General features: G+C 65.1%; 18 protein-coding genes. 9 read left to right on the forward strand and 9 right to left on the reverse strand.

Features of this window, described 5'->3' with window-relative positions; translation table 11 throughout:
- Positions 1 to 8: 8 nt before the first annotated feature.
- From V0R62_RS10390 to V0R62_RS10405, 4 genes are all read right to left on the reverse strand, one after another.
- Positions 9 to 1,655, reverse strand: a complete 1,647-nt coding sequence (locus tag V0R62_RS10390) for an AMP-binding protein (protein ID WP_330103659.1) — start codon at positions 1,653 to 1,655, stop codon at positions 9 to 11.
- Positions 1,656 to 1,744: 89 nt separating this feature from the next.
- Positions 1,745 to 6,298 (reverse strand): NEL-type E3 ubiquitin ligase domain-containing protein, encoded by a 4,554-nt coding sequence (locus V0R62_RS10395; RefSeq protein ID WP_330103660.1) that lies wholly within the window; start codon positions 6,296 to 6,298, stop codon positions 1,745 to 1,747.
- Between the two features lie 56 nt (positions 6,299 to 6,354).
- Positions 6,355 to 7,395 (reverse strand): AraC family transcriptional regulator, encoded by a 1,041-nt coding sequence (locus tag V0R62_RS10400; protein WP_330103661.1) that lies wholly within the window; start codon positions 7,393 to 7,395, stop codon positions 6,355 to 6,357.
- Positions 7,396 to 7,459: 64 nt separating this feature from the next.
- Complete coding sequence (locus V0R62_RS10405; protein WP_330103662.1) at positions 7,460 to 8,323, reverse strand: LysR substrate-binding domain-containing protein; 864 nt, start codon at positions 8,321 to 8,323, stop codon at positions 7,460 to 7,462.
- Positions 8,324 to 8,437: 114 nt separating this feature from the next.
- On the opposite strand from V0R62_RS10405, the gene V0R62_RS10410 reads away from it, so the two are divergent.
- A complete protein-coding gene (locus tag V0R62_RS10410; RefSeq protein WP_330103663.1) occupies positions 8,438 to 9,544 on the forward strand; it encodes a 2-aminoethylphosphonate--pyruvate transaminase in 1,107 nt (368 codons plus the stop codon).
- 34 nt (positions 9,545 to 9,578) lie between these two features.
- Positions 9,579 to 10,406, forward strand: coding sequence for a phosphonoacetaldehyde hydrolase (phnX, locus tag V0R62_RS10415; protein WP_330103664.1), 828 nt, complete (start codon positions 9,579 to 9,581; stop codon positions 10,404 to 10,406).
- A 58-nt stretch (positions 10,407 to 10,464) separates the two neighbouring features.
- Here phnX and V0R62_RS10420 read toward each other — a convergent pair whose 3' ends face one another.
- Positions 10,465 to 11,025 carry an NADPH-dependent FMN reductase gene (locus tag V0R62_RS10420; RefSeq protein ID WP_062363610.1) on the reverse strand — a complete coding sequence of 187 codons (561 nt, stop codon included), beginning with the start codon at positions 11,023 to 11,025 and terminating at the stop codon, positions 10,465 to 10,467.
- Positions 11,026 to 11,183: 158 nt separating this feature from the next.
- Here V0R62_RS10420 and V0R62_RS10425 point away from each other — a divergent pair, with 158 nt between their 5' ends.
- Positions 11,184 to 11,402, forward strand: a complete 219-nt coding sequence (locus tag V0R62_RS10425; protein WP_028690532.1) for a hypothetical protein — start codon at positions 11,184 to 11,186, stop codon at positions 11,400 to 11,402.
- On the opposite strand, the gene V0R62_RS10430 is transcribed toward V0R62_RS10425, so the two are convergent.
- The 4 genes from V0R62_RS10430 to V0R62_RS10445 form a co-directional block, all read right to left on the reverse strand.
- The gene (locus tag V0R62_RS10430) at positions 11,386 to 13,629 is read right to left on the reverse strand and encodes an Orn/Lys/Arg family decarboxylase (RefSeq protein WP_330103665.1); all 2,244 of its coding nucleotides are present in this window, start codon (positions 13,627 to 13,629) and stop codon (positions 11,386 to 11,388) included. The two genes, V0R62_RS10425 and V0R62_RS10430, sit on opposite strands and share 17 nt — an antisense overlap.
- Before the next feature lie 150 nt (positions 13,630 to 13,779).
- A complete protein-coding gene (dnaQ, locus tag V0R62_RS10435) occupies positions 13,780 to 14,535 on the reverse strand; it encodes a DNA polymerase III subunit epsilon (RefSeq protein ID WP_330103666.1) in 756 nt (251 codons plus the stop codon).
- 161 nt (positions 14,536 to 14,696) lie between these two features.
- A complete protein-coding gene (gene rnhA, locus V0R62_RS10440; protein ID WP_330103667.1) occupies positions 14,697 to 15,143 on the reverse strand; it encodes a ribonuclease HI in 447 nt (148 codons plus the stop codon).
- A gap of 13 nt (positions 15,144 to 15,156) precedes the next feature.
- Entirely contained in the window at positions 15,157 to 15,930 is a 774-nt protein-coding gene (locus V0R62_RS10445) for a class I SAM-dependent methyltransferase (RefSeq protein ID WP_028690528.1), read from the reverse strand.
- A gap of 84 nt (positions 15,931 to 16,014) precedes the next feature.
- Between V0R62_RS10445 and gloB the strand changes: the two genes are divergently transcribed.
- The 6 genes from gloB (at position 16,015) to V0R62_RS10475 (ending at position 24,329) form a co-directional block, all read left to right on the forward strand.
- Complete coding sequence (gloB, locus tag V0R62_RS10450) at positions 16,015 to 16,794, forward strand: hydroxyacylglutathione hydrolase (protein WP_330103668.1); 780 nt, start codon at positions 16,015 to 16,017, stop codon at positions 16,792 to 16,794.
- 100 nt (positions 16,795 to 16,894) lie between these two features.
- Complete coding sequence (locus V0R62_RS10455) at positions 16,895 to 18,322, forward strand: lytic transglycosylase domain-containing protein (protein ID WP_186733930.1); 1,428 nt, start codon at positions 16,895 to 16,897, stop codon at positions 18,320 to 18,322.
- 249 nt (positions 18,323 to 18,571) lie between these two features.
- Positions 18,572 to 20,404 carry an extracellular solute-binding protein gene (locus V0R62_RS10460; protein WP_330103669.1) on the forward strand — a complete coding sequence of 611 codons (1,833 nt, stop codon included), beginning with the start codon at positions 18,572 to 18,574 and terminating at the stop codon, positions 20,402 to 20,404.
- Entirely contained in the window at positions 20,401 to 22,233 is a 1,833-nt protein-coding gene (locus V0R62_RS10465; protein WP_330103670.1) for an extracellular solute-binding protein, read from the forward strand. The genes V0R62_RS10460 and V0R62_RS10465 overlap by 4 nt, the downstream gene beginning before the upstream one ends.
- Position 22,234: 1 nt before the next feature.
- A complete protein-coding gene (locus V0R62_RS10470; RefSeq protein ID WP_011534684.1) occupies positions 22,235 to 23,308 on the forward strand; it encodes a microcin C ABC transporter permease YejB in 1,074 nt (357 codons plus the stop codon).
- Between the two features lies 1 nt (position 23,309).
- Complete coding sequence (locus V0R62_RS10475; protein WP_028690523.1) at positions 23,310 to 24,329, forward strand: ABC transporter permease; 1,020 nt, start codon at positions 23,310 to 23,312, stop codon at positions 24,327 to 24,329.

Raw genomic sequence — 24,329 nt, forward strand, 5'->3', positions numbered from 1 at the left:
GTCTTCCTTCAGGCGCCCGCAGCGATCGGCTGCGCGGCTTGTTGTCGGGCGATTTCCTGGTTGCGCAGGATGAAGCGTTGCAGCTTGCCGCTCGGGGTCTTGGGCAGCTCGCCGACGAATTCGATTTCACGCGGGTAGGCGTGGGCGTAGAGGCGCTGGCGTACATGCTGGCGCAGGGTTTCCTCAAGTTCGGCGCTGCCCTGGTAACCCTGGGCCAGCACCACGAAGGCCTTGATCAGCTCGGTGCGTTCCGGGTCGGGTTTGCCGATCACCGCCGCCTCGACCACGGCCGGGTGCTCGATCAACGCGCTTTCCACGTCGAACGGGCCGACCCGGTAGCCTGAAGTGGTGATCACGTCGTCGCTGCGGCCGACGAAACTGATGCTGCCGTCCTGGTTGAGCTCGACGGTGTCGCCGGACAGGTAGTACTTGCCGACGAAGGCCTTGGTCGGCAGCCCGTGGTAACCGGCGAACCAGCACAGCGGCGACTGCTCGCGGTCCACCGCGAGGATGCCGGGCTGGCCGGCAGGCAGTTCGTTGCCCTGCTCGTCCACCACGACGATGCGGTGGCCGGGAATGGCGAAGCCGGCCGAGCCCAGGTGCACCGGGTGCGCCAGCGCATGGTGGTTGCACAGCACCATGCCCAGCTCGGTCTGGCCGTAGTGGTCGTGGATGGTCACGCCGAGCTCGTCGGCGAACCAGCGGATCACCTCAGGGTTGAGCGGTTCGCCGGCACTGCTGACTACCCGCAGGCGCCCTTTGATCGGCGCCGAGAATGCGCTGCCCGCCGCGATCAGCAGCCTGTAGGCCGTGGGCGAGCCTGCCAGGTTGGTGATACCCAGCTTGTCGATGACCCGCGCGCAGCTTTCGACGCTGAACGGGCCGTCGTAGAAGGTGGTGGCGTGGCCCAGTGACAGCGGTCCGGTGACCGCATAGTAAAGGCCATAGGCCCAGCCGGGGTCGGCCAGGTTCCAGAAGTTGTCGTCCGGGCGCAGGCCGATGGCGTCGCGCATGTAGCCCTGGAACGCGACGATGGCGCGCAATGGTACTTCCAGCGGCTTGGCCGGGCCGGTGGTGCCCGAGGTAAACATCAGCAAGAAAGGATCGTTGCCAGTACGCATCACTGGCGCGCAATCGCCGGCGGCGGCCGCGAGACTGCGATGGAAGTCCAGTTCGCCCTCGACGGCACCGACCGTGACGACAGTCGGACAGTCCGCCACCTCATCGAGCTTGGGCCGGTTGTGGCGGTCGGTGACCACCACCTTGGCGTGGGACTGCTCAAGACGGTGCTCGATGGCCTTGGGGCCGAAAGCGGTGAACAATGGCTGGTAGACCGCGCCCAGGCGCCAGGTGGCGAGGATGGTCACCAGCAATTCGGGGGTACGCGGCATGAGGCCGGCGACGCGGTCGCCGGCCTTGACGCCCTGGGCCTTGAGCACGTTGGCAAAGCGTGCGGCCAGGGCCTGCAGTTGATCGAAGGTGTAGCACCCGCTGTTGCCATCCCGGTCTTCCCAGACCAGGGCGGGCTTGTCGCTGCCAGTGTGGCGGTCGCAGCACTCGACACAGGCGTTGAGGGCCTCGAGGTTGCCATGCAGCGCCGCAGTGGCGGCCCGGGCATGGTCGAACGAACGGGCGGCCTCGGCGTAATCGCGCATCGTCAGACTCCTGGTTTCTTATTGTTGGAGTGCACCATCGGTCTGACGATGTTCGCGCCGAGAGGCGCAGCCGACAATGGCCAAAGCTGTCAATCCGGCTGAGCGGATTCGCCATCCTCCGGATCGAGCTTGACGCCCACGGCCTCAAGGTCCAGCACCTCCTGGGTCAGCGTGACCATCATCGCGCGCTCACTGGCCTCGCGCTCTACCGCCACGGCATTGCAGGCCTTCAGGTACGCATCGCTGCTCAAGGCCTGCTCATCCAGCGCGGCAAGCTTTTCAGCGAACTCCTCATCATGCTGGGCAAAGAGTTCGCCATGCCGCACTTTCAGGTAATCACGCCAGAATTCACGATTGGCCAGGCTCTGCACCAGGTGTCCATCCGTCTCGTCCGCCAGCACCGTATCGATCGCCCGCTCCTTCAACATAGGCGTGATGTCTGCCACCGCGCCATACAGCATCGACCTGGGTTGCCCGATCAGACCCAGCGTGTCGGCCAACTCGACCCGCAGACCGAGCACGACCTCCAGCTCGTCGACCTCCTGCCCCGTCGCCTCCCGCAGCATCACCTCCTGCCTGGCGAACTCGTCAAGACGGTCCAGGCGAAACAGCGCCCGTCCCAACTTCAGCAGTTCGTCACCATTGCTGCCTACCTTGCCCTCTACTTCGGCATGGTGCACCAGCGCCCGCATCCACAACCTGCTGAAGCGTTCCGCGACACTGTCATGGCAGGTGAGCTGGATACCGGCATGGGCAAAAAGGTCATCGCGCATCACGCTGTCGGTGTCGATATCCTCGATCAACTGCCAGACCTGCTCGCCCAGGTATTCAGGAGCCTGGAGGAAATCCTGGGTCCTGGTGAGAGTGGCCAGCAACTGGAACAGTTGCGCGCTGCCATCGAGTTGCTGCACACGATGCCACATGGCACGTCGTTCAGCACGCCCCTGCGGCTCACCCGTCTCGAGCCAGCGTTGCAAAGGGTCGATAACCTCCGGTAGCTGCGCGTCGACCGGTTCGTCAGCGTCCCCGGCCATGAATGCGGTCAAAGTTGGCAGTGGCACCGGGTTGCCGTCCAGGTTCACGCGACGCCTGAAGGTCCGCGAGGTCGCCATCAGGCCATTGGGAATCGTGGAAATCAGGTTGAAGCGCAGATCGGCCAGGATCAGTTGCGTGCATCGCTCGATACCTGTCGGCACGCTTCTCAGGGAGCATCGGTTCGCCCTGAGGAATTGCAGCTCGGTAAGACGGGAGAAGTCCAGCTCGAGCGATCGCAGCGGATTGAAGTCGAGCACCAGGGTCTCCAGGCCTTCAAGGCTGGACAAGGTCGCGGCGCCCGAGGCATTCATCTGGATGCGGTTCGACCTCATTTCCAGCCGCCTGAGCCTGGGCAACTGGGCAATCTGCTCAGGTACCGAAGTCAGCAGGTTATTGTTCAGGCATAGGGTTTCCAGGGAGTCGAAGCAGCCCAGGAACATCGGCGACATGCTCATCAGGTCCATGCCGGACATGCGTAATTCGTAGATGTGCCCCATGTCGATCTCCGCCGGCAGGTCGGGCAACGAGCCGATGCGCCAGCCCTCGATGCTCAGGATACGCCCGACACGGTCATGGCCGCGGCTGCGAATGGTTTCACCCTCATGGCGCCAGGCGCTGCGCAGGCGATTGGAGAACTGCCGGCGCCGATTGCGCAGTCCACGGCTGCGCGGCTCACGCTCCCAGGCGCTTAGCGAATCTTCCAGGTAAGTGAAGTTGGTTTCCTGGGACAACAGTTCCTCGATGGCATCCCCGGTGCGCAACTGCCACTCCTGGATCATCCTGTCCACCTCGATGATACTGAGCGAGGGGTAAAGCGCCCTGACACGTAGCCTCAGGGTATCCATGGTCCCAGAGCGCCTGGAAAGAGAGCCGCCAAGGGTGTAGCCGACTCGTCCATCAGGCAAGCGCCTGCCAGGGTTGAACCTGGGGGCCACTGCCCGCCAGCCTAACCGATTGATGATGGCGTCTCGTGATTTCGGCAGTTCGCCGATGATCGCTTGGCGCAGTTGCTCGGCGGGTGACTGGCCAGTGAGTTTTAGTGCCAGCTTCCCCTCCTGCCCGAGCACGCCCACCAGGGCCTGGAACAACCCGCCCGGCGCGTCGATGTCCTGCTCCAGCGCCAACCCTTGGTGGTCATAGAGGTGGAACTGGCCCGACCGCCAGACCAGCACAGTGCGTTTCTCGCGCAGACCTTGAGGGTCCAACACACTGATCAGTCGGCCAAACGCCGAACCTTCGCGCAGCTCCAGATTCAACGAGGCAGGCCAGTTGGCAAGTCTGGGCAGCAAGGCCAGCACCAGCTCGCCAGTCCCATCGGTGTAGCTGGTATCCAGCAGAAGACCTTCCAGTGCCCGTGTCAGTCGTGCTTGCCCAAGCAGCGAGCGAACCTGCTTTAGGATCGTCATCGGCAACCGAGACTCGCTGATGGCCACCCGACGCAACATCGAATCGGCACCTTGGACCGCCTCGGTGGCATAAGCCAGGGGCAAGCCGGGAAACTCACTTTGCAACTGCTTTAACAGCGCGTCAGCAGGAGACTCATCGTCGGGCAAGGCCTCCAGAGGATCCTCGGCGAGCAGCAGGTCCTCCGCCAGGTGATTCTGCAAGGCCTCTCGCAGCTCGTAGCGTCGCGCCAGCAACTGCCTGCCGATGGCTTGGTCATCCAGCGTATGCATGTCCGCACAGGCTCTGCACCAAGCCAGCACCTGTGTGTCCTCGAGGAGCGCACCTGGCTTTTCCAGGGTGCTGAACAGCGCCGACACCCGATTCGCCGCCATGTAGCGCCTCAAGGTATCCCGCAGGGCGATCGGCGCCTGGCGATTTTCCACCAGTACCCCACGCAATGCCTCTTTGTCGACACCGCTCACCTGCAGTATCCGCGCAGCCGTTTCAGCAGACAGTGGTGGGTCCAGCGGCCACAGGCGGTTGAGCATCCGCGTGCTGTCGTTCCACTCCAGAGGTCGCTCCAGGCGTATGCGCCAGCAACGCTCGCCATTGAAGTCCACCGGCGGCCCGTAAGCATCGGCGCGATCGGCATGGCGCAAACTCCAGGGCTTACCTGGCGCCTCCCGTTGCAATTCGTAGTACTTGTCGTCGACGCGCAACCAGCGCCGGGAGCCTTCGCCGTACAAGCCGTTGTCCAACAGCCGCGCCGCCCCTGGGTCAGATTCGTACACCTGAAGGTCCGCCTGCCACAGGCGCGAGCCCTGGTTTGTCCTGACCGGATCAAGCAGGTCGACGAACGAACTGCGCTTCAGCACGCCTACCACCGCCGTGGCACCTGCGGCGGTCGCCGCGGTGATCGCCACGGTCTCGGCGACACTGAACAGGTGCTCCAGCGCTTCATGCTGGTGCCCCTCGCTCCAATCGACAGCGCCTTCATACACATGCGCGAGGGTGTCCACCATCAGGGTCGCGAAGAGCGCCACACCAACGATAGGAATACCTAGCCCCGCCAGTCCGAGCACGGTGAAACCGATCCCTGACCAGGTGGCCAGGCGCTCGTTGGCGGCCCGCTGATCGGCGTCCGCATTCGAGACCAGCAGCAGCCTGCCGTCGTCCTTGAAACGCTCGACCTGGGTAGTGGCCAGAGTGCTGAAGATGTCCTGCCCGGACACGGCACCTTCCATTTGCAGATCTGGCACATCATCACTCAGGCGCAGGTCCAGCAACTGACTGAAGGCAGCGCGGTCACGCAGACGAATCCGTTCGCGAAAGTCCCGACGGATATCCGCGTTTTCCAGCTCACTTGCCAGCGCCTGCTCCATGCACTGGGCTGAATCGAAACGGCGCAGAGAGTTCTGCCCATCATCGGGCACATAGAGGATGACGCCCTTGTCCGTACCCTGCGTGTCACGCAACTGGATCTTCAAGGCGTTCTCGACGGTGAACCCCAGCATGCGCAGTTCACCTGCGCCGGCGAAGCACTGCTGGCCTGGCTGATCTGCCTTGCCGCTCGACAGCTGGTCAAGGGCCATATGTTCCTCGACACTGATCTGCGCACGACACAGGGCAAGCTCGCACATCAGGACAAACGCGGCACGTTTGTGTTCTGCGAGCAGTGTGCGATTGGCCGGGCTGAGCACCTGTGTGATCAGGGCCTGGTACTGCTTGCCCAGGTCCAGCTTGCGGCAGGCATCGGCAACACCCTCCGGGCTGGCCAGTACAGTCGAAGTCCCGCTGTTCACCAGCCCCGTGGCGACGAAGAATGAAGCTGCCGAGGGGAAGTTCTGCATCAGCCGCAACCGTGCCGGAGAACGAAGCTCGCGTGGTTCGACGCTGGGCGTGGACATGATCGGCGTCAAGCCATACCACGCGTCGACCCACTCCAGCGCATCCAACGCCGGCCCGTCGGGCAACAGCGTCTTGAGTATCGGCTGGAAATACTGCTCGGCAAACTGTTGCGCCGATACCAGCGCAGCCGTCGCCTGCGCCAGGCGCTGACGGCTCTTTTCATGGGACTGAAACGCTTTGTGCAACGCCCGCAAGCGCTCCACGGAAGCCTGAGTGAACCAGTCCGGCAGCCTTGCGCCGATGAATTTGTCCAGAAGTAAGCGCAGTTGCGCATTCCTGCCTGCTTCGGTTGGCAAGAGGGTATTGGAAGCCATGCTGTAAGGACCTGTGCTTGAAGGTACCCCACAGTGCACAAGCCGCCCGCGCCGCTTCAGCGGGAAGGCTCACCCCCCGCCATGCCACCTTCATGCATGACCAGCGAACGGTAATGCCCGGGGTTGCAACCGAACCACTTGCGGAACGCCTTGTAGAACGAGCTGCTGTCGGCGAAGCCCAGGCGCTCGGCGATATCGCTCAACCCCAGCTGCGCCTCGGCCAGCCAGGCAATGGCCAACTCCCGACGCACGCCATCCTTGATGCCCTGATAGCTCTGGCCCTCTTCCGACAGACGCCGGCGCAACGTCGACACCGACATGTGCAGGGTGGCGGCCACCTGCTCGGCGTCCGGCCAGGCGCCCGGCGGCATCTCCAGCAAGCGGTGGCGGATCTGCCGGGCCAGGCTGGCCGGGTCGCGGAACTTGACCAGAATATTGCCTGGAGCCTCGGCCAGAAAACGCTGCAACTCCTCGTCACTGCGCCTGACCGGCAGTTCCAGGCATTCGGCGGCGATGATCATCCGCGTACGCGGACGCTCGAACTGCAGGTTTTCGGAAAACATCACCCGGTAGTCATCGCAGAATGGCGGCTCGGCGCAACGCAGGTCGATGGCCAGGATCGGAATGCGCCGCCCGGCCAGCCAGCAGGCCAGGCCGTGCACGATCATCCAGAAGGTAAAGTAGGTGAACGCCCGGCGCGGCGTGTCGCCGGGCTCGTTGATGACGATCTCGGCCAGGCTCTGCTGGCGCACCAGGCCCGGTTGCAGGTCTTCGAGCATCAGCGACAGGAACGCCAGCAGGTTGTCCAGGGCCGCGCCCAGGGTCGGCTGGGCCATGGCGCTGCGGGCCATGAAGGCCAGGCTGCCGCTGCGCAGGCCGCGCCGGTCCATGGCGAAGAACTCGTCGTTGCAGCGCCGCGCCAGCAGGCGCCAGAGCCGGGCATAGGACTCTGCCGTCACCCGCGCCTCGGGCAAGTCCAACTGCTCGGCCGCGATCCCGGCACGGGCCAGCAGCCCGGCGTCGGGTTCACCGGCCGGGCAGGTCTGCAACAGGGCCTCGCGCACCAGTTGCATGGAAATGGTGTCCTTCTCGCTCATCGACAATCCAGTCTGCGCTGTGGCGGCCATCTTAGGCCGCCACGGGGAAAACGTCAGCCGCCAATCACTGGCCGGCGGCCAGGCCCAGGAACGCCTGGATCAGGCGCAGCTCGCGGCGGCGCTCCAGGCAACCGACCATGTGCTGGTTGACCAGGCCCTGGCCAGCCAGGGGACGGGCCACCACCCGAGGGTCATGGGCCACCTCGGTCGAGGACACCACGCCGATGCCCAGTTCCGCCGCCACCGCCTCGGTGACCGCTTCGCGGCTGTCCAGCTCCAGCAGCACCCGAGGTTGCACGCCGGCGTCGGCGCAGGCCTTGTCGAAGGTGCGTCGGGTGGTCGAACTGGGCTCGCGCAGCACCATGATCTGCCTGTCCAGCTCGGCCAGCGGCAAGTCTCCCCCGGCACCCACCCACGCATGTCCCACGGGCAGCAGCGCGCACAACCGCGATTCGCGCAACGCCTGCAGGTGCAGGCCCTTGCGCGGTTCGATCTCGGTCAGCACAGCCACATCGGCATGCTCCGACAGCAACGCGGCCAGGGTTTCCTGGGCATTGCCCAGGCGCAGGTTGACGGTGATGCCGGGATAGCGTTCGCGCAACTGCGCCAGCATCGGCATCACCCGGTGCGGGCCGTCCGCCGCCACCTCCAGGCGCCCGGTCAGCAACTGCCGATTGGCCTCGAGCATGGCCTGGGCCTCCTCGGCCAGGCCGAACATGGCCCGGGTGATGGCCGCCAGGCGCGTGCCCTCCTCGGTCAGCTCGACCCGCCGGGCGGTGCGGCGCAGCAAGGTGATCTGGTAGTGCTCCTCCAACGCCTTTACATGCCCGGTCACCGCCGGCTGGCTGATGAACAGGCGCTCGGCGGCGCGGGTGAAGCTGCCCTCGCGGGCGACGGCGTCGAAAGCGCGGAGCTGGAACAGATTCATATCTATCGGCCTGACTTATGGCTGGCATACCTACAAACAATTTGATTGATGACACAGCGAATTGCAACCTAGCCCCACTAGTTTCCAGCCCACCGCATAGTGAGGAACCACGGAATGAGCAACGCCCCGATTCTGCTGACCCCCGGTCCACTGACCACCTCGATCCGCACCCGCCAGGCCATGCTCGTGGACTGGGGCTCGTGGGACCGCGACTTCAACCAGCTGACCGCCAGCGTGTGCGAACAACTGCTGTCCATCATCGACGGCAGCGCCAGCCACCACTGCGTGCCCCTGCAAGGCAGCGGCACCTTCGCCGTCGAGGCCGCCATCGGCACCCTGGTACCCCGTGACGGCAAGGTACTGGTGCTGATCAACGGCGCCTACGGCCAGCGCCTGGCGAAGATCTGCAAGGTGCTAGGCCGCGCCTACAGCACCTTCGAGACCGCCGAGGACCAGCCGACCACCGCCGCCGACGTCGACCGCCTGCTGGCCGCCGACCCTGCCGTGACCCATGTGGCGCTGATCCACTGCGAGACCAGCACCGGCATCCTCAACCCACTGCCCGAGATCGCCCAGGTGATCCAGCGCCACGGCAAGCGCCTGATCATCGACGCCATGAGCTCGTTCGGCGCGCTGCCGATCGACGCCCGCCAGATCCCCTTCGAAGCGCTGATCGCCGCCTCCGGCAAGTGCCTGGAAGGCGTGCCGGGCATGGGCTTCGTCTTCGCCGAGAAAACCGCCTTGGCCGCCGCCGAAGGCAACGCCCACTCCCTGGCCATGGACCTGCACGACCAGCACGCCTACATGGCCAAGACCGGCCAGTGGCGCTTCACCCCGCCGACCCACGTGGTCGCCGCCCTGCACGAAGCGCTGCAGCAATACAACGAAGAGGGTGGACTGCCCGCCCGCCACCAGCGCTACGCCGACAACTGCAAGACGTTGCTCGACGGCATGGCGAAAATCGGCCTGCAGAGCTTCCTGCCCGCCGACATCCAGGCACCGATCATCGTCACCTTCCACGCGCCGAAGGATCCGCGCTACCAGTTCAAGGACTTCTACGAGCGGGTCAAGGCCAAGGGCTTCATCCTTTACCCGGGCAAGCTGACCCAGGTCGAGACCTTCCGCGTCGGCTGCATCGGCGTGGTCGGTGCCGACGGCATGCAGGCCGCCGTCAATGCCGTGGCCGAGGTGCTGCGGGAAATGGAAGTGCTGGACATCTGACCCCCTGCCCACCCAATCCAAGGAAAACGCGCACATGAACTACAGCAACCCCACCCAGCTGCAAGCCGCCATCCTCGACTGGGCCGGCACCGTGGTCGATTTCGGCTCGTTCGCCCCGACCCAGATCTTCGTCGAAGCCTTCGCCGAGTTCGACGTGCAGGTGTCCATCGAAGAAGCCCGTGGCCCGATGGGCATGGGCAAGTGGGACCATATCCGCACCCTGTGCGACGTGCCTGAGATCGCCGAGCGCTACCGCAAGGTGTTCGGCCGCACGCCGACCGACGACGACGTCACCGCCATCTACGAGCGCTTCATGCCACTGCAGATCGAGAAGATCGCCGTGCACTCGGCGCTGATCCCCGGCGCCCTGGAGACCTTGACCGGGCTGCGCCAGGACGGCCTGAAGATCGGCTCCTGCTCGGGCTACCCGAAGGTGGTGATGGACAAGGTGGTCGAACTGGCCGCGCAGAACGGCTACGTGGCCGACCATGTGGTGGCCACCGACGAGACGCCGAATGGCCGCCCGTGGCCAGCCCAGGCACTGGCCAACGTGATTGCCCTGGGCATCGATGACGTCGCCGCCTGCGTAAAGGTCGACGACACCGTGCCGGGGATTCTCGAAGGCCGCCGCGCCGGGATGTGGACCGTGGCGCTGGTGTGCTCGGGCAATGCCCTGGGGCTGACCTGGGAAGGCTACCGGGCGTTGAGCACGGAGAAGCTGGAGAGCGAGCGCAAGCGGATCCATGGGATGTTCGCCGCATCGCGGCCGCACTACCTGATCGACACCATCAACGAGTTGCCCGAGGTGATTGCCGATATCAACCGGCGATTGGTCAAGGGGGAGATGCCGCAGAGCGCATGATGTCGAGAATCATCGCGGAGCAAGTCGCAGCGGCTTGCCCCGCGATGCCTTTTGGGGATCAGACCGCCCGGTTCAGCTTCACCCACGACGCGAACCGGTCGATAAAGCCCTGCAGGAACGGCCGGGTCTTGTCATTGAGCTTGCCGCTGTCATCGAACAGCGTCGCCGCCCCGCCGATATACGCCTCGGGCATCTGCATGCACGGCATGTCGAGGAACACCAGCGACTGGCGCACCGCATGATTGGCACCGAACCCGCCGATCGCCCCCGGCGACACGCTGGCCACCGCTGCCGGCTTACCGCCCCACACGCTCTGCCCATAGGGCCGCGACCCCACGTCGATGGCATTTTTCAACCCGCCCGGCACCGAACGGTTGTACTCCGGGGTGACGAACAGCACCGCGTCGCTGCGGCGGATTTCGTCGCGAAAATGCTTCCACGCCTCGGGGGCACCCTCGGCCTCGACATCTTCGTTGTACAACGGCAGGTCGCCGATCTCGACGATCCGCAGGGCAAGGCTGGACGGCGCCAGCTCAGACAGCGCGCGGGCCACCTTGCGGTTGTAGGACTCCTTGCGCAAGCTGCCGACGACAACCGCTACCGAATAGACCTGGCTCATGGCGTTTTGCAACCTCTGCTCTGGGAATGGGACCTGTTAGTTATAGATGACCGTTCCTCGGCTTCCCGGTTTTTTTCCATTCGGCTGAAAACTTCCCGGGCGTTTCACTGGTCTATGCCTACAGACATTTCCTACACGATTCAGAGGTTTCCACCTAAATGGCAGCAGTAATGGTCGGCCAGTTCCACGCCCGCGACGCCGAAGGCCGTATCTACCCCGTCCACGAATTCCAGGAATCCACCCTGCAGGCTGACGGCAGCACCCTCGGCGCGCCGGTCACCAGCTATCGGCTGGCCATCGGCGACCGCGTCAACCACCTGGGCGACGACCGTTTCGAGCTGGCCCAGACCGGCGTCGAGATCATCCGCATTCCTTGACGCAGTCGACGGTGTACAACGTCCCCTCGCGCTGCAGGCCATGCACATCGGCGACGAAACCCGGGAAGCCCTGGTCGAAGGCCCGGGCGCACTCCAGGTAGACCAGGATCGAGCGGGTCGCCTCGGTGAAGCGCTCGCCCGGCATGATCAAGGGGATTCCCGGCGGATAGGGCACCAGCATCACCGCCGCGACCCGGCCCAGCAGTTGCTCGATCGGCACCGCCTCCACCTCCCCGCGCACCATCCGGTCATAGGCCTCGGCCGGCGTCATCGCCACTTCGGGCAAACGGGTGAACAGCAGCTTGAGCTGCCTGGACGTGGCATTGCCACGATAGAAGGCATGCAGTTGCTGGCACAGGTCGCGCAGCCCCAGCCCCTGATAGCGTGACGGCTGCGGCGACACCACGCTGGGCAGGCAGTCGGCCAGCGCGGTATTGGCGTCGTAGTGACGCTTGAACTCCAGCAGTTCGGTCAGCAGCGTGCTCCACTTGCCCTTGGTGATGCCCATCGAGAACAGCACCAGGAAGCTGTACAGGCCGGTCTTCTCCACCACCAGCCCCCGCTCCCACAAAAACTTGCTGACCACCGCGGCCGGAATGCCGTGCTCGCTCGTGCCACCACCGGCCCCGGGCATCACCAGGGTGACCTTCAGCGGATCGAGCAGCACATAGTCGTCGCTCAGCTCGGCAAAGCCATGCCATTCGGCACCCGGCTGCAGCAGCCAGTCCGCCGCCTCCAGGCGCTCACCGCCCTGGGCCTGTGGCGGCTGCCAGATGCTGAACCACCAGTCGTCGGCGGCGATGTGCTCGCGCAGGTTCGCCAGCGCCCGGCGAAAGCTCAGGGCCTCGTCGAACATCTCCTGCAGCAGCGAACGCCCGGCCGGGCCTTCCATCATCGCCGAGGCCACGTCCAGCGAGGCGAGGATGCTGTACTGCGGCGAAGTGGAGATATGCATCATGAACGCTTCGTTGAAACGGTCGCGGTCCAGCTGGCGGGAGGCGCCGTCCTGCACATGGATCATCGACGCCTGGCTGAAGGCGGCCAGCAGCTTGTGGGTGGAATGGGTGCTGAACAGCAGCGGGCCCTCATCGCCGCGCGGCGTGCCCATGGCGTAGCGGCCGGCGAAGAATTCATGGAAGGCGGCATAGGCGAACCAGGCCTCGTCGAAGTGCAGCACCTCGACACTGGCGCCGAGGGTCTGCTTGATCAGCCCGGCGTGGTAGCACAGCCCGTCGTAGGTGGAGTTGGTGACCACCGCCAGCTTGATCTTCGCCGGCCGCCCCTGGGCCAGCGGATGGGCCTGGATCTTCGCCTGGATCGACGCCGGGGTGAACTCGCTGAGCGGAATCGGCCCGATGATGCCCAGCTCGTTGCGCTCCGGGCACAGGTAGAGGGGGATGGCGCCAGTCATGATGATCGCGTGCACCACCGACTTGTGGCAGTTGCGGTCCACCAGCACCAGATCACCGCGCCCGACCATGGCGTGCCAGACGATCTTGTTGGCGGTGGAGGTGCCGTTGATGACGAAGAAGGTATGGTCGGCGCCGAAGTTGCGCGCCGCCCGCGCCTCGGCGGCGGCCAGGGGGCCGGTGTGATCGAGCAGCGAGCCCAGCTCGGGGACCGACACGGACAGGTCCGAGCGCAAGGTGTTTTCGCCGAAGAACTGGTGGAAGGCCTGCCCCACCGGGCTCTTGTGATAGGCCACGCCACCGCCGTGGCCCGGCGTGTGCCAGGAATAGTTCGACTGCGCGGTGTGTTGCACCAGGGCCTTGAAGAACGGTGGCAGCAGGCCGTCGAGGTAGCTGTGCGCGGCCCGTGCCACCTGGCGGGCGAGAAAGGGCACGGTGTCTTCGAACAGGTAGAGGATGCCGCGCAGCTGGTTGAGCTCGCCCATGGCCTCGGCCGGGGCGTTCTCCAGGGTGACCTGCTCGCCCAGGGCGAAGATCGGCAGGTTGGGTGCGCGCAGCCGGGCCAGGCGGATCAACTCGGCCATGTTCTGCAGCAGGCGGCTGTTGTCGCCGACGCCCTCGGCGGCGATCAGCATGCAGGCCAGGCCGTGGTGGGTGGCGGCCACCAGGCGCGCCTCGGCCTGGTCGGCGGCGGCGAGAATGGCGAAGCCGTCCCTGGCCAGTTCGTCGGCGATGCCGCGTACCCGCTCGCCGGCGACGCTGTCGGCCTTGATCGCCCGGTGGACGATGAGGATGGGGAACTGGAGGTCCTTGTACATCGGGCGGCTACCTCTGCGGGTAATTTCCCTCAGGGTAGTTGATGCCATCGCGGGGCAAGCCCGCTCCCACGTTAACGTACACAATCTGGCGTGGGAGCGGCGGTTCGCCGCTGCGACTTGCCCCGCGATAGGGTAGGTACTGTCAGTGGATCAGCTGGCGGTTGGTTCGGTCAACGCCTGCCACATCGCCGGCCCACCCGCCGACTTGGCAATGGCCGCCAAGCGCTCGGCATGGGCCTCGAGCTCTTCATCGCTGGCCATGATCACCTTACCCGCCGCACGACCGGTAATCCGACGGATCTCACTGCCGGTACTGCCCTGCCCATCCTCGCCCTGCGCGCCATCCCCCGCCAGCGACAGGCTGGTCTGGCCGCCGGTCATCGCCAGGTAGACGTCGGCCAGCAGTTCCGAGTCGAGCAATGCGCCGTGCAGTTCACGGCCAGAGTTGTCGATACCGTAGCGTTTGCACAGCGCATCGAGGCTGTTGCGCTGCCCCGGATGGCGCGAGCGCGCCATCATCAGGGTGTCGAGGATCGGGCAGTGCTGCGAGATGTCGGCACGGTCCTGCTGGCCGATCCGCGCGAACTCGTTGTTGATGAAGCCGACGTCGAACGCCGCGTTGTGGATGACCAAGGTGGCGCCCTGGATGAACGCGAAGAACTCCTCGGCCACATCGCCGAAACGAGGCTTCCCGACCAGGAAGGCGTCAGTGATGCCGTGGACGTTGATCGCGCCCTCGTCACTGTCGCGGTCAGGCTGCAGGTAGACGTGGAAATGCCGCCCGGTCAGGCGCCGGCCCACGACCTCGACGCAACCGATCTCGATGATGCGGTGGCCTTCGGCCACCGGCATGCCGGTGGTCTCGGTGTCGAGGATGACGAACCGTTTGTCTTGCTGCTGCTCCACGGGTGACTCCAACTTGCGGGGCTTGAATTCGAGGCGGGAGTATACCGGAATCGGGGCCGCTTTGCGGCCCATCGCGGCACAAGGCCGCTCCTACAGGGACCGCGCGAATCCTGTAGGAGCGGCCTTGTGCCGCGAAAGGGCTGCGCAGCAGCCCCTATGAATTAACGCTGAGCCCGAACCTCGTCGACCCCACGATTGGCCAACTGGTCGGCCCGCTCGTTGCCCGGGTGACCGATATGCCCACGCACCCACTTCCAGGTCACCTTGTGCCGGTTGACCTGTTCATCGAGGGCCATCCACAGGTCGGCGTTCTTCACCGGCTCCTTGGCGGCGGTCTTCCAGCCACGCTTCTTCCAGTTGGTCATCCACTCATTGATGCCCTTCATCACGTACTGGGAGTCGGTGGTCAGCACCACCTCGCACTCGCGCTTGAGCGCCCTCAGGCCCTCGATCGCGGCCATCAGCTCCATGCGGTTGTTGGTGGTCTCGCGCTCGCCGCCCCACAGTTCCTTCTCGACGCCCTTGAAAACCATCAGGACGCCCCAGCCGCCCGGGCCGGGATTGCCCTTGCAGGCACCATCGGTGTAGATCTCGACGCTATCGCTCATGTACCACTCGTGTTCAGTGCTTTTCGGAATCGGGGTGGGTGGCGCTGCGGTTGACCTTGGCCAATGGCAGCGGCAGCAGCTTGCCCATCGGCTCGCGGCGCTCAAGACGCAGCGGCCGCAGGCCGACCACCATCTTGCGCGCCACCAGCAGGTAGACGCCGCCCCCGGCGCTCTGCCAGCCCCCGGCCACCCGCTCCCAGCCGGCCAGACGCTGTTGCCAGGCCGGCGAGGCAAGCGGCGGACGATAGCACCCGAAGCGGCGTTTCTCCAGCGCGAAGCCCAGCAGGTTGAGCCAGTCGCCGACCCGCGACGGCGAGATGCAGCGGGCCTTGCGCAAGGCGCCCTGGCTGAAGAAATGGCGCAGCCCCCAACTGCTCCACGGGTTGATGCCGACGATCAGCAGGTGACCGCCCGGGCGCACCGCGCTGGCCGCCTCGCGCAGCAGGCCATGGGGCGACAGGCTGAAGTCCAGGCCATGCTGCAGCACCACCACGTCGGCGGCATGCTCCGACAACGGCCAGGCCTGTTCCTCGCAGACGATCTCCACCCCCGGCAGTGGCGCACCGAGGCGCACGTTGCGCTGCACCTGTGGCGCATTGGGCGGGGGTTCGGCGCAGGGGCCGTAGTGCACCAGGTAGCCACCGAAGAACCGTCGCAGCTCCTCTTCGAGCAACTTTTCCTCTTCCTTGAGCATCAACTGCCCAAGGGGGCCATTGAACCAGTCGCGGGCCAGGCTGATGAGTTCGACCCAGTCGGGGTCGGCCTGGGCGAAGGCTTGGTCGGTCATTGCGTTCTCCCTCGAAGGTTCTCCGGCCGCGCCATCGCGGCTAAGATGCCCCCAATGTCCAGGCTTGGCGATACGGATCCGCACATGATACAGATCGATGCCCTACCCGCTTTCAACGACAACTACATCTGGTTGTTACAGGATACTGCCAATCGCCGCTGCGCAGTGGTCGATCCCGGCGATGCCGGGCCGGTGCTCGCCTGGCTCGGCCAGCATCCCGACTGGGTGCTGGAGGCAATCCTGGTCACCCACCATCACCATGACCACGTCGGCGGCGTCGAAGCCCTGAAGCAGGCCAGCGGCGCCACCGTCTACGGCCCGGCCAGCGAACGCATTCCGGCCCGCGATGTCGCCCTGGAGGATGGCGCGCAGGTCCAGGCGCTGGGCCTGACCTTCGAAGTCATGGCCATGCCCGGCCACACCTTGGGGCACATCGCCTATTACACTGCGCAATCGCCCACGCCGCTACTGTTCAGTGGCGACACCCTGTTCGCCGCTGGTTGCGGCCGCCTGTTCGAAGGCACGCCCGAGCAGATGCACCACTCGCTGCAGCGCCTGGCCGCGCTGCCCGCAGAGACCGAAGTGTACTGCGCCCACGAGTACACCCTGAGCAACCTGCGCTTCGCCCGCGCCGTGGAACCGGAAAACCCGCACGTTCTGCAACGCTTCGAAGACGTTACCCGCCTGCGCGCCGACAATCGCATCAGCTTGCCCTCCACCATCGGCCTCGAGCGCCTGACCAACCCGTTTTTGCGTACCGCTGAAACATTCGTTAAACAAAAAGCAGACGAATGGAAGGGACATTCCAACCCCACCCAAGCCACTGTTTTTGCTGCCTTGAGGTCTTGGAAGGACGTGTTCTGATAACCTCAAGATATATCGTGACATAAGCCCAAAGGTTGACCCGGCCGGGGCCGGTTTCTAGAATCGCCCAACTTTTTTGCCCGGATAACCGTTCCAGCCGATGTCTTCCCCTAGCCGCAGAACCGCTCATTCGGTCGCCCTGACGCGACTGGCACAGATCAGTGCACTGGCGCTGGCCGCCACCCTGGTCGGCTGCCAGAGCACCCGTCAGCTCGACGATTCGGACAGCGTTCGCGCGCACAACTACCAGGCGCGGATCAAGCACAAGCCCGCGCCGCTGGTGGTCAAGCCCAAGGAAGCGCCGCCACAGGACGTCTGGGAACGCATGCGCCAGGGCTTCACCCTGCAGGACGGCATGGACGTCAATCCGCGCATCGAACAGCAACGCCTGTGGTTCGCCAGCAACCCGTCGTTCCTCGAGAACGCCGGCGAGCGCGGCAGCCTCTACCTGCACTACATCGTCGAGCGCCTTGAAGAACGCGACATGCCGCTGGAGCTGGCCCTGCTGCCGGCCATCGAGAGCGCCTACAACCCGATGGCCTACTCCCGCGCGCACGCCGCCGGCATGTGGCAGTTCATCCCGTCCACCGGGCGCCACTTCAAGCTGCGCCAGACCAACTTCTACGACGGCCGTCGCGACGTCACCGCCTCGACCAACGCCGCGCTGGACTACCTGAACCGCCTGCACGACATGTTCAACGGCGACTGGCTGCTGGCACTGGCGGCCTACAATGCCGGCGAAGGCACCGTCAGCCGCGCCATCGAGCGCAACGAGCGCCTGGGCCTGCCGACCGACTACTGGAACCTGCCGCTGCCGCAGGAAACCCGCGACTACGTGCCCAAGCTGCTGGCCCTGTCGCAGGTGGTCAACACCCCGGCCGCCTACGGGATCAACCTGAACCCGATCGCCAACGAACCCTATTTCGAAGCTGTCGCCATCAACGACCGCCTCGACCTGTCCCGCGTCGCGGCCTTCGCCGACATCGACGAAGACGAACTGATCCAGCTCAATCCTGCCTTCAAGAAGCGCATGACCGTGGACGGCCCGCAGCAACTGCTGGTGCCCACCGCCAAGGCGCAGCTGCTCAGCGACCGCATGTCCAACCTCAAGCCCGAGGAACTGGTCGCCCTGCAGCCGAACAAGGCCGTGTTCCAGGCCGCCCTGGCCGATGCCAAGGCGCCGGCGGCGCGCAGCTACCGGGTCAAGCGTGGCGACAACCTGGGCAGCATCGCCAAGGCCAACCGTGTCGCGGTCAAGGACATCCAGCGCTGGAACAGCCTGCGCGGCAACAGCCTCAAGGTCGGCCAGGTGCTGGCCCTGCGTGGCGGCAACGCGCCGAGCGCGGCGGCCAACCGGGTGGCCGATGCGAAGCAGCGGTCCACCCAGTACAAGGTGCGCAAGGGTGACTCGTACTACCTGGTGGCCAAGCGCTTCAACGTCGAGATGAAGCACCTCAAACGCTGGAATCCGCGCAGCGGGCATGCGCTCAAGCCGGGGCAGACGCTGACCGTTTACCTGTCGCGTTGATGTGAATCCTGGGGGCGCTTCGCGCCCCTTTCGCGACACAAGGCCGCTCCTACAGGGATTGCGCTAGCCCTCGGGATTGCGCGGACTCTGTAGGAGCGGCCTTGCCGAGGCGTCGGACCGGCCGGAAAGGGCTGCAAAGCAGCCCCAATCAGCCACACCCATCTGACCGACCCGCACCCTTTTTCCATTCCAGACAAGCTGTTACTGTACCCCGAACCAAGCCCAACGCCTTCTGGATCGGATGCCGACTTGATACGTCCCCTCCTGCTGTCTCTCAGCCTGGCCTTGAGCTTCCCCGCCGTCGCGATGGTGAGCGAAAGCCACGGATACGCGCAGTTCGGCACGCTCAAGTACCCGGCCAGCTTCACCCACTTCGACTGGGTCAACCCGCAAGCCCCGAAAGGCGGCACCTTGCGGGCCATGGCCTTAGGCACCTTCGACACGCTCAACCCCTATACCTTCAAGGGCTCGAGCCCGGTCACCACGCCCAACTTCCTGCAGTACGGCATCAACGAGCTCAACGAGCCGCTGATGGTCGGCACCGGCATGTACGACCCCTCCGGCGACGAACCCACCTCCAGCTACGGCCTGATCGCCCGTTCCGTCGAGTACAGCGAAGACCGCAGCTGGGTGGTGTTCAACCTGCGCCCCGAGGCGCACTTCCACGACGGCGTGCCGATCACCGCCGCCGACGTCGCCTTCAGCTACCGCACCCTGCTCAAGGACGGCCACCCGATCTACCGCACCAACCTGCAGGAAGTGGCCCGGGTCGACATCCTCGGCCCGCTGCGCATCCGCTTCGTCTTTAAGCGCGCCGGCAACCCGTTGCTGATCCTGCGCCTGGGCGAGATGCCGGTGCTGCCCAAGCACTACTGGGAAAAGCGCGACTTCAAGGCCACCACCTTCGAGCCGCCGCTGGGCAGCGGCCCCTACCGCATCACCGAGGTGCAACCGGGCCGGCGCCTGGTGTTCGAACGGGTGAAGGACTACTGGGGCAAGGACCTGGCCGTGAACCGCGGCAAGTACAACTTCAAGCGCGTCGAATACGAGTTCTACCGTGACGCCACCGTGGCCTTCGAAGCGTTCAAGGCCGGCGAATTCGACATCTACATCGAGCACCAGGCGAAGAACTGGGCCAACGGCTACACCTTCCCCGCCGTGCGCCGGGGCGAGGTGATCAAGGCGCAGATCCCGCACCAGATCCCCACGCAGACCCAAGGCCTGTTCATGAACAGCCGCCGTGCCGCGTTCAGCGACCCACGGGTGCGCCAGGCGCTGGGCCTGATGCTCGACTTCGAATGGACCAATCGCGCCCTGTTCAACGGCGCCTACCGGCGCGCCACCAGCTACTACCCCAACAGCGAGTTCACCGCCAGCGGCCTGCCCACCGGCAAGGAGTGGCTGCTGCTCAAGCCGTTCCGCGACCAGTTGCCCGAAAAGCTGTTTACCCAGCCCTACCAGGTCAGCCACACCGACGGCAGCGGCATCAGCCGCGCGGCCCTGCGCCAGGCCCTCGACCTGTTCGCCCAGGCCGGTTGGAAACTCAACGGCCAGCGCCTGGTGGACGGCAAGGGCCAGCCATTCCGTATGGAACTGCTGCTGGTGAACCCGAACCTCGAACGCATCCTGCAACCTTATGTCGAAAATTTGGCCAGCATCGGCATCGATGCGCGCTTGCGCACCGTCGACCGCGCCCAGTACAAACAACGGCTCGACCAGTTCGATTTCGACATGATCCTGATGACCCTGAACCAGACCCTGAGCCCGGGCCTCGAACAGTGGCTGTATTTCCATTCGAGCCAGGCCGCCACCAAGGGCAGCAAGAACTATGCTGGCGTGAAGGACCCGGTGGTCGACCACCTGCTCGACACCCTGCTCGCCGCCCGCAGCCGCGATGACCAGATCGCCGCCGCGCGCGCCCTGGACCGCGTGCTCTCATGGCAGTACTACATGATCCCCAACTGGTACCTCGACAATCACCGCCTGGCCTACCGCAACCGGTTCGCCTTCGTCACCACGCCGCCCTACACCCTCGGGCTGAACAGCTGGTGGATCAAGAAGACTTCGGAGAAAGCCAAATGACGCCGACCCTGCGCCGCCTGGCCGCCAGCCTGCTGCTGGCCTGCCTCACGCTCCCGGCCGTGGCCGCCCCGCAACACGCCCTGACCCTGTATGGCGAGGCGCCGAAATACCCGGCCACCTTCAAGCACTTCGACTTCGTCAACCCCGACGCGCCCAAGGGCGGCACCTTCCGCCAGTCCAGCTTCGGCGGCTTCGACAGCCTCAACCCGTTCATCAACAAGGGCGTGCCCGCCGACAACGTCGGCAGCATCTACGACACCCTGATGCGCCAGAGCCTGGACGAGCCCTTCACCGAGTACGGCCTGGTGGCCGGCAAGATCGAAAAGGCCCCCGACAACAGCTGGGTGCGCTTCTACCTGCGCCCCGAGGCGCGCTTCCACGACGGCCACCCGATGCGCGCCGAAGACGTGGTGTTCACCTTCAACGCCCTGATCAAGGACGGCGCGCCGCTGTACCGCCAGTACTACGCCGACGTCGCCGAAGTGGTCGCCGAAGACCCGCTCAAGGTGCTGTTCAAGTTCAAGCACAGCAACAACCGCGAGCTGCCGCTGATCCTCGGCCAACTGCCGGTGCTGCCCAAGCACTGGTATGCAAACCGCGACTTCAACCGCGGCAACCTGGAGATCCCGCTGGGCAGCGGCCCGTACAAGGTCGCCGAGGTGAAGGCCGGCCGCTCGATCCGCTACGAGCGGGTCAAGGACTACTGGGCCAAGGACCTGCCGATCAACCGCGGCTTCTACAACTTCGACGTGATGACCTTCGACTCCTACCGCGACAACACCGTCGCCCTCGAAGCGCTCAAGGCTGGCCAGTTCGACTACGGACTGGAAGTCAGCGCGAAGAACTGGGCCACCGCCTACGACGTGCCCGCCGTGCGCGACGGCCGCCTGATCAAGGAAGAGATCCCCAACGGCAACCCGGTGGGCATGCAGGGCTTCATCTTCAACCTGCGCAAGCCGATGTTCCAGGACATCCGCGTGCGCCACGCCATCAGCCTGCTGATGGACTTCGAATGGACCAACAAGCAGCTGTTCAACGGCGCCTACACCCGCACCGGCAGCTACTTCGAGAACTCCGAGATGGCCGCCAGCGGCCTGCCCTCACCCGCCGAGCTGAAGATCCTCGAACCGCTGCGCGGCAAGGTGCCCGACGAGGTGTTCAACGGCGCCTTCCGCAACCCCGTCACCGACGGCAGCGGCATGATCCGCGACCAGCAGCGCCAGGCCTACAAGCTGCTGCAGGACGCCGGCTGGAAGATCGTCGACGACAAGATGGTCGACAAGGACGGCAAGCCGCTGAGCATCGAGTTCCTGCTGGCCCAGACCCAGTTCGAGCGCGTGCTGCTGCCATTCAAGCGCAACCTCGCGGACCTGGGCATCAACCTCGAGATCCGCCGCGTGGACGTGTCGCAGTACATCACCCGCCTGCGCTCGCGGGACTACGACATGATCGTCGGCGGCTTCGCGCAATCGAACTCGCCCGGCAACGAGCAGCGTGAATACTGGAACAGCGCAGCCGCCGACAACCCCGGCAGCCGCAACTTCATCGGCCTGCGCGATCCTGCCATCGACCAGCTGGTGGAGCAGCTGATCAACGCCGATTCGCGCCAGAGCCTGGTCGACCACTGCCGCGCCCTGGACCGGGTGCTGCTGTGGGGCTACTACGTGATCCCCAACTGGCACATCAAGACCTCCCGCGTGGCCTACTGGAACCACATCGGCCACCCCGCCGTGTCACCCAAGTACGACATCGGCATCGACACCTGGTGGATCAAGCCCGATGTCACGCCTGCCGTGAGCGAAGCCCCCGCCGTGGAAGAGGCCCACTGACATGCTGGCCTATATCCTGCGGCGCCTGCTGCTGATCATCCCGACCCTGTTCGGCATCCTCATCATCAACTTCATCATCGTCCAGGCCGCCCCTGGTGGCCCGGTCGAGCAGATGATCGCCAAGCTCGAAGGCTTCGACGGCGCCACCAGCCGCATCGCCGGCGGCGGCGCCGAAGTCTCGGTGGCCGGCTCCAACTACCGCGGCGCGCAAGGCCTGGACCCGGCGCTGATTGCCGAGATCGAGCGCATGTACGGTTTCGACAAGTCCGCGCCCGAGCGGCTGTGGATCATGGTCAAGAACTACGCCCAGCTGGACTTTGGCAACAGCTTCTTCCGCGATGCCAAGGTCATCGACCTGATCGCCGAGAAGATGCCCGTGTCCATTTCGCTCGGGCTGTGGAGCACGCTGATCATGTACCTGGTGTCGATCCCCCTCGGGATCGCCAAGGCCGTGCGCCACGGCAGCCATTTCGACGTATGGACCAGCTCGGCGATCATCGTCGGCTACGCCATCCCCGCGTTCCTGTTCGCCATCCTGCTGATCGTGCTGTTCGCCGGCGGCAGCTACTTCGACTGGTTCCCGTTGCGCGGGCTGACCTCCAACAACTTCGATGAGCTGAGCACCACCGGCAAGGTCCTCGACTACTTCTGGCACCTGGTGCTGCCGATCACCGCGCTGGTGATCGGCAACTTCGCCACCATGACCCTGCTGACCAAGAACAGCTTCCTCGACGAGATCAACAAGCAGTACGTGGTCACCGCCAAGGCCAAGGGCCTGAGCCGTTCGCGGGTGCTGTACGGCCACGTGTTCCGCAACGCCATGCTGCTGGTGATCGCCGGCTTCCCCTCGGCGTTCATCGGCATCTTCTTCACCGGTTCCTTGTTGATCGAGGTGATCTTCAGCCTCGACGGCCTGGGCCTGATGAGTTTCGAAGCGGCGATCAACCGCGACTACCCGGTGGTGTTCGGCACCTTGTTCATCTTCACCCTGCTCGGTCTTGTGGTGAAGCTGATCGGCGACCTCACCTACACCCTGGTCGATCCGCGCATCGACTTCGCCAGCCGGGAGCACTGACATGGCCCTGTCCCCCCTCAATCGCCGGCGCTTCGAGCGCTTCAAGGCCAACCGCCGCGGCTGGTGGTCGCTGTGGATCTTCCTGGTGCTGTTCGTGCTGAGCCTGGGCGCCGAGTTCATCGCCAACGACAAGCCGATCGCCGTGCGCTACGACGGCGAGTGGTACTTCCCCGCCTTCAAGCGCTACCCGGAGACCACCTTCGGCGGCGAGTTCCCGCTGGAGGCCAACTACAAGAGCCCGTACATCCGCGAGCTGCTTGAGAAGAAAGACGCCTTCGTGCTGTGGGCGCCGATCCCCTACAGCTACCAGAGCATCAACTACGACCTGAAGGTGCCCGCCCCCGCGCCGCCCTCCACCGACAACCTGCTGGGCACCGACGACCAGGGCCGCGACGTGCTGGCCCGGGTGATCTATGGCTTTCGCATCTCGGTGCTGTTCGCCCTCACGCTGACCATCGCCAGCTCCATCGTCGGCGTGATCGCCGGCGCCTTGCAGGGCTTCTACGGCGGCTGGGTCGACCTGGCCGGCCAGCGCTTCCTGGAGATCTGGTCCGGCCTGCCGGTGCTGTACCTGCTGATCATCCTTGCCAGCTTCGTGCAACCCAACTTCTGGTGGTTGCTGGGCATCATGCTGCTGTTCTCGTGGATGAGCCTGGTGGACGTGGTGCGCGCCGAGTTCCTGCGCGGTCGCAACCTCGAATACGTGCGCGCCGCCCGCGCGCTGGGCATGCGCAACGGCCCGATCATGTTCCGGCATATCCTGCCCAACGCCATGATCTCGACCATGACCTTCATGCCGTTCATCCTCACCGGCGCCATCGGCACCCTCACCGCCCTGGACTTCTTAGGCTTCGGCCTGCCCGCAGGCTCGCCGTCGCTGGGCGAGCTGGTGGCCCAAGGCAAGTCCAACCTGCAAGCCCCCTGGCTGGGCATCAGCGCCTTCGCCGTGCTGGCGGTGATGCTGAGCCTGCTGGTATTCATCGGCGAATCCGCCCGCGACGCCTTCGACCCGAGGAAATGA

The sequence above is a fragment of the Pseudomonas carassii genome, assembly GCF_036324045.1.
GTDB classification, from domain to species: domain Bacteria; phylum Pseudomonadota; class Gammaproteobacteria; order Pseudomonadales; family Pseudomonadaceae; genus Aquipseudomonas; species Aquipseudomonas peradeniyensis.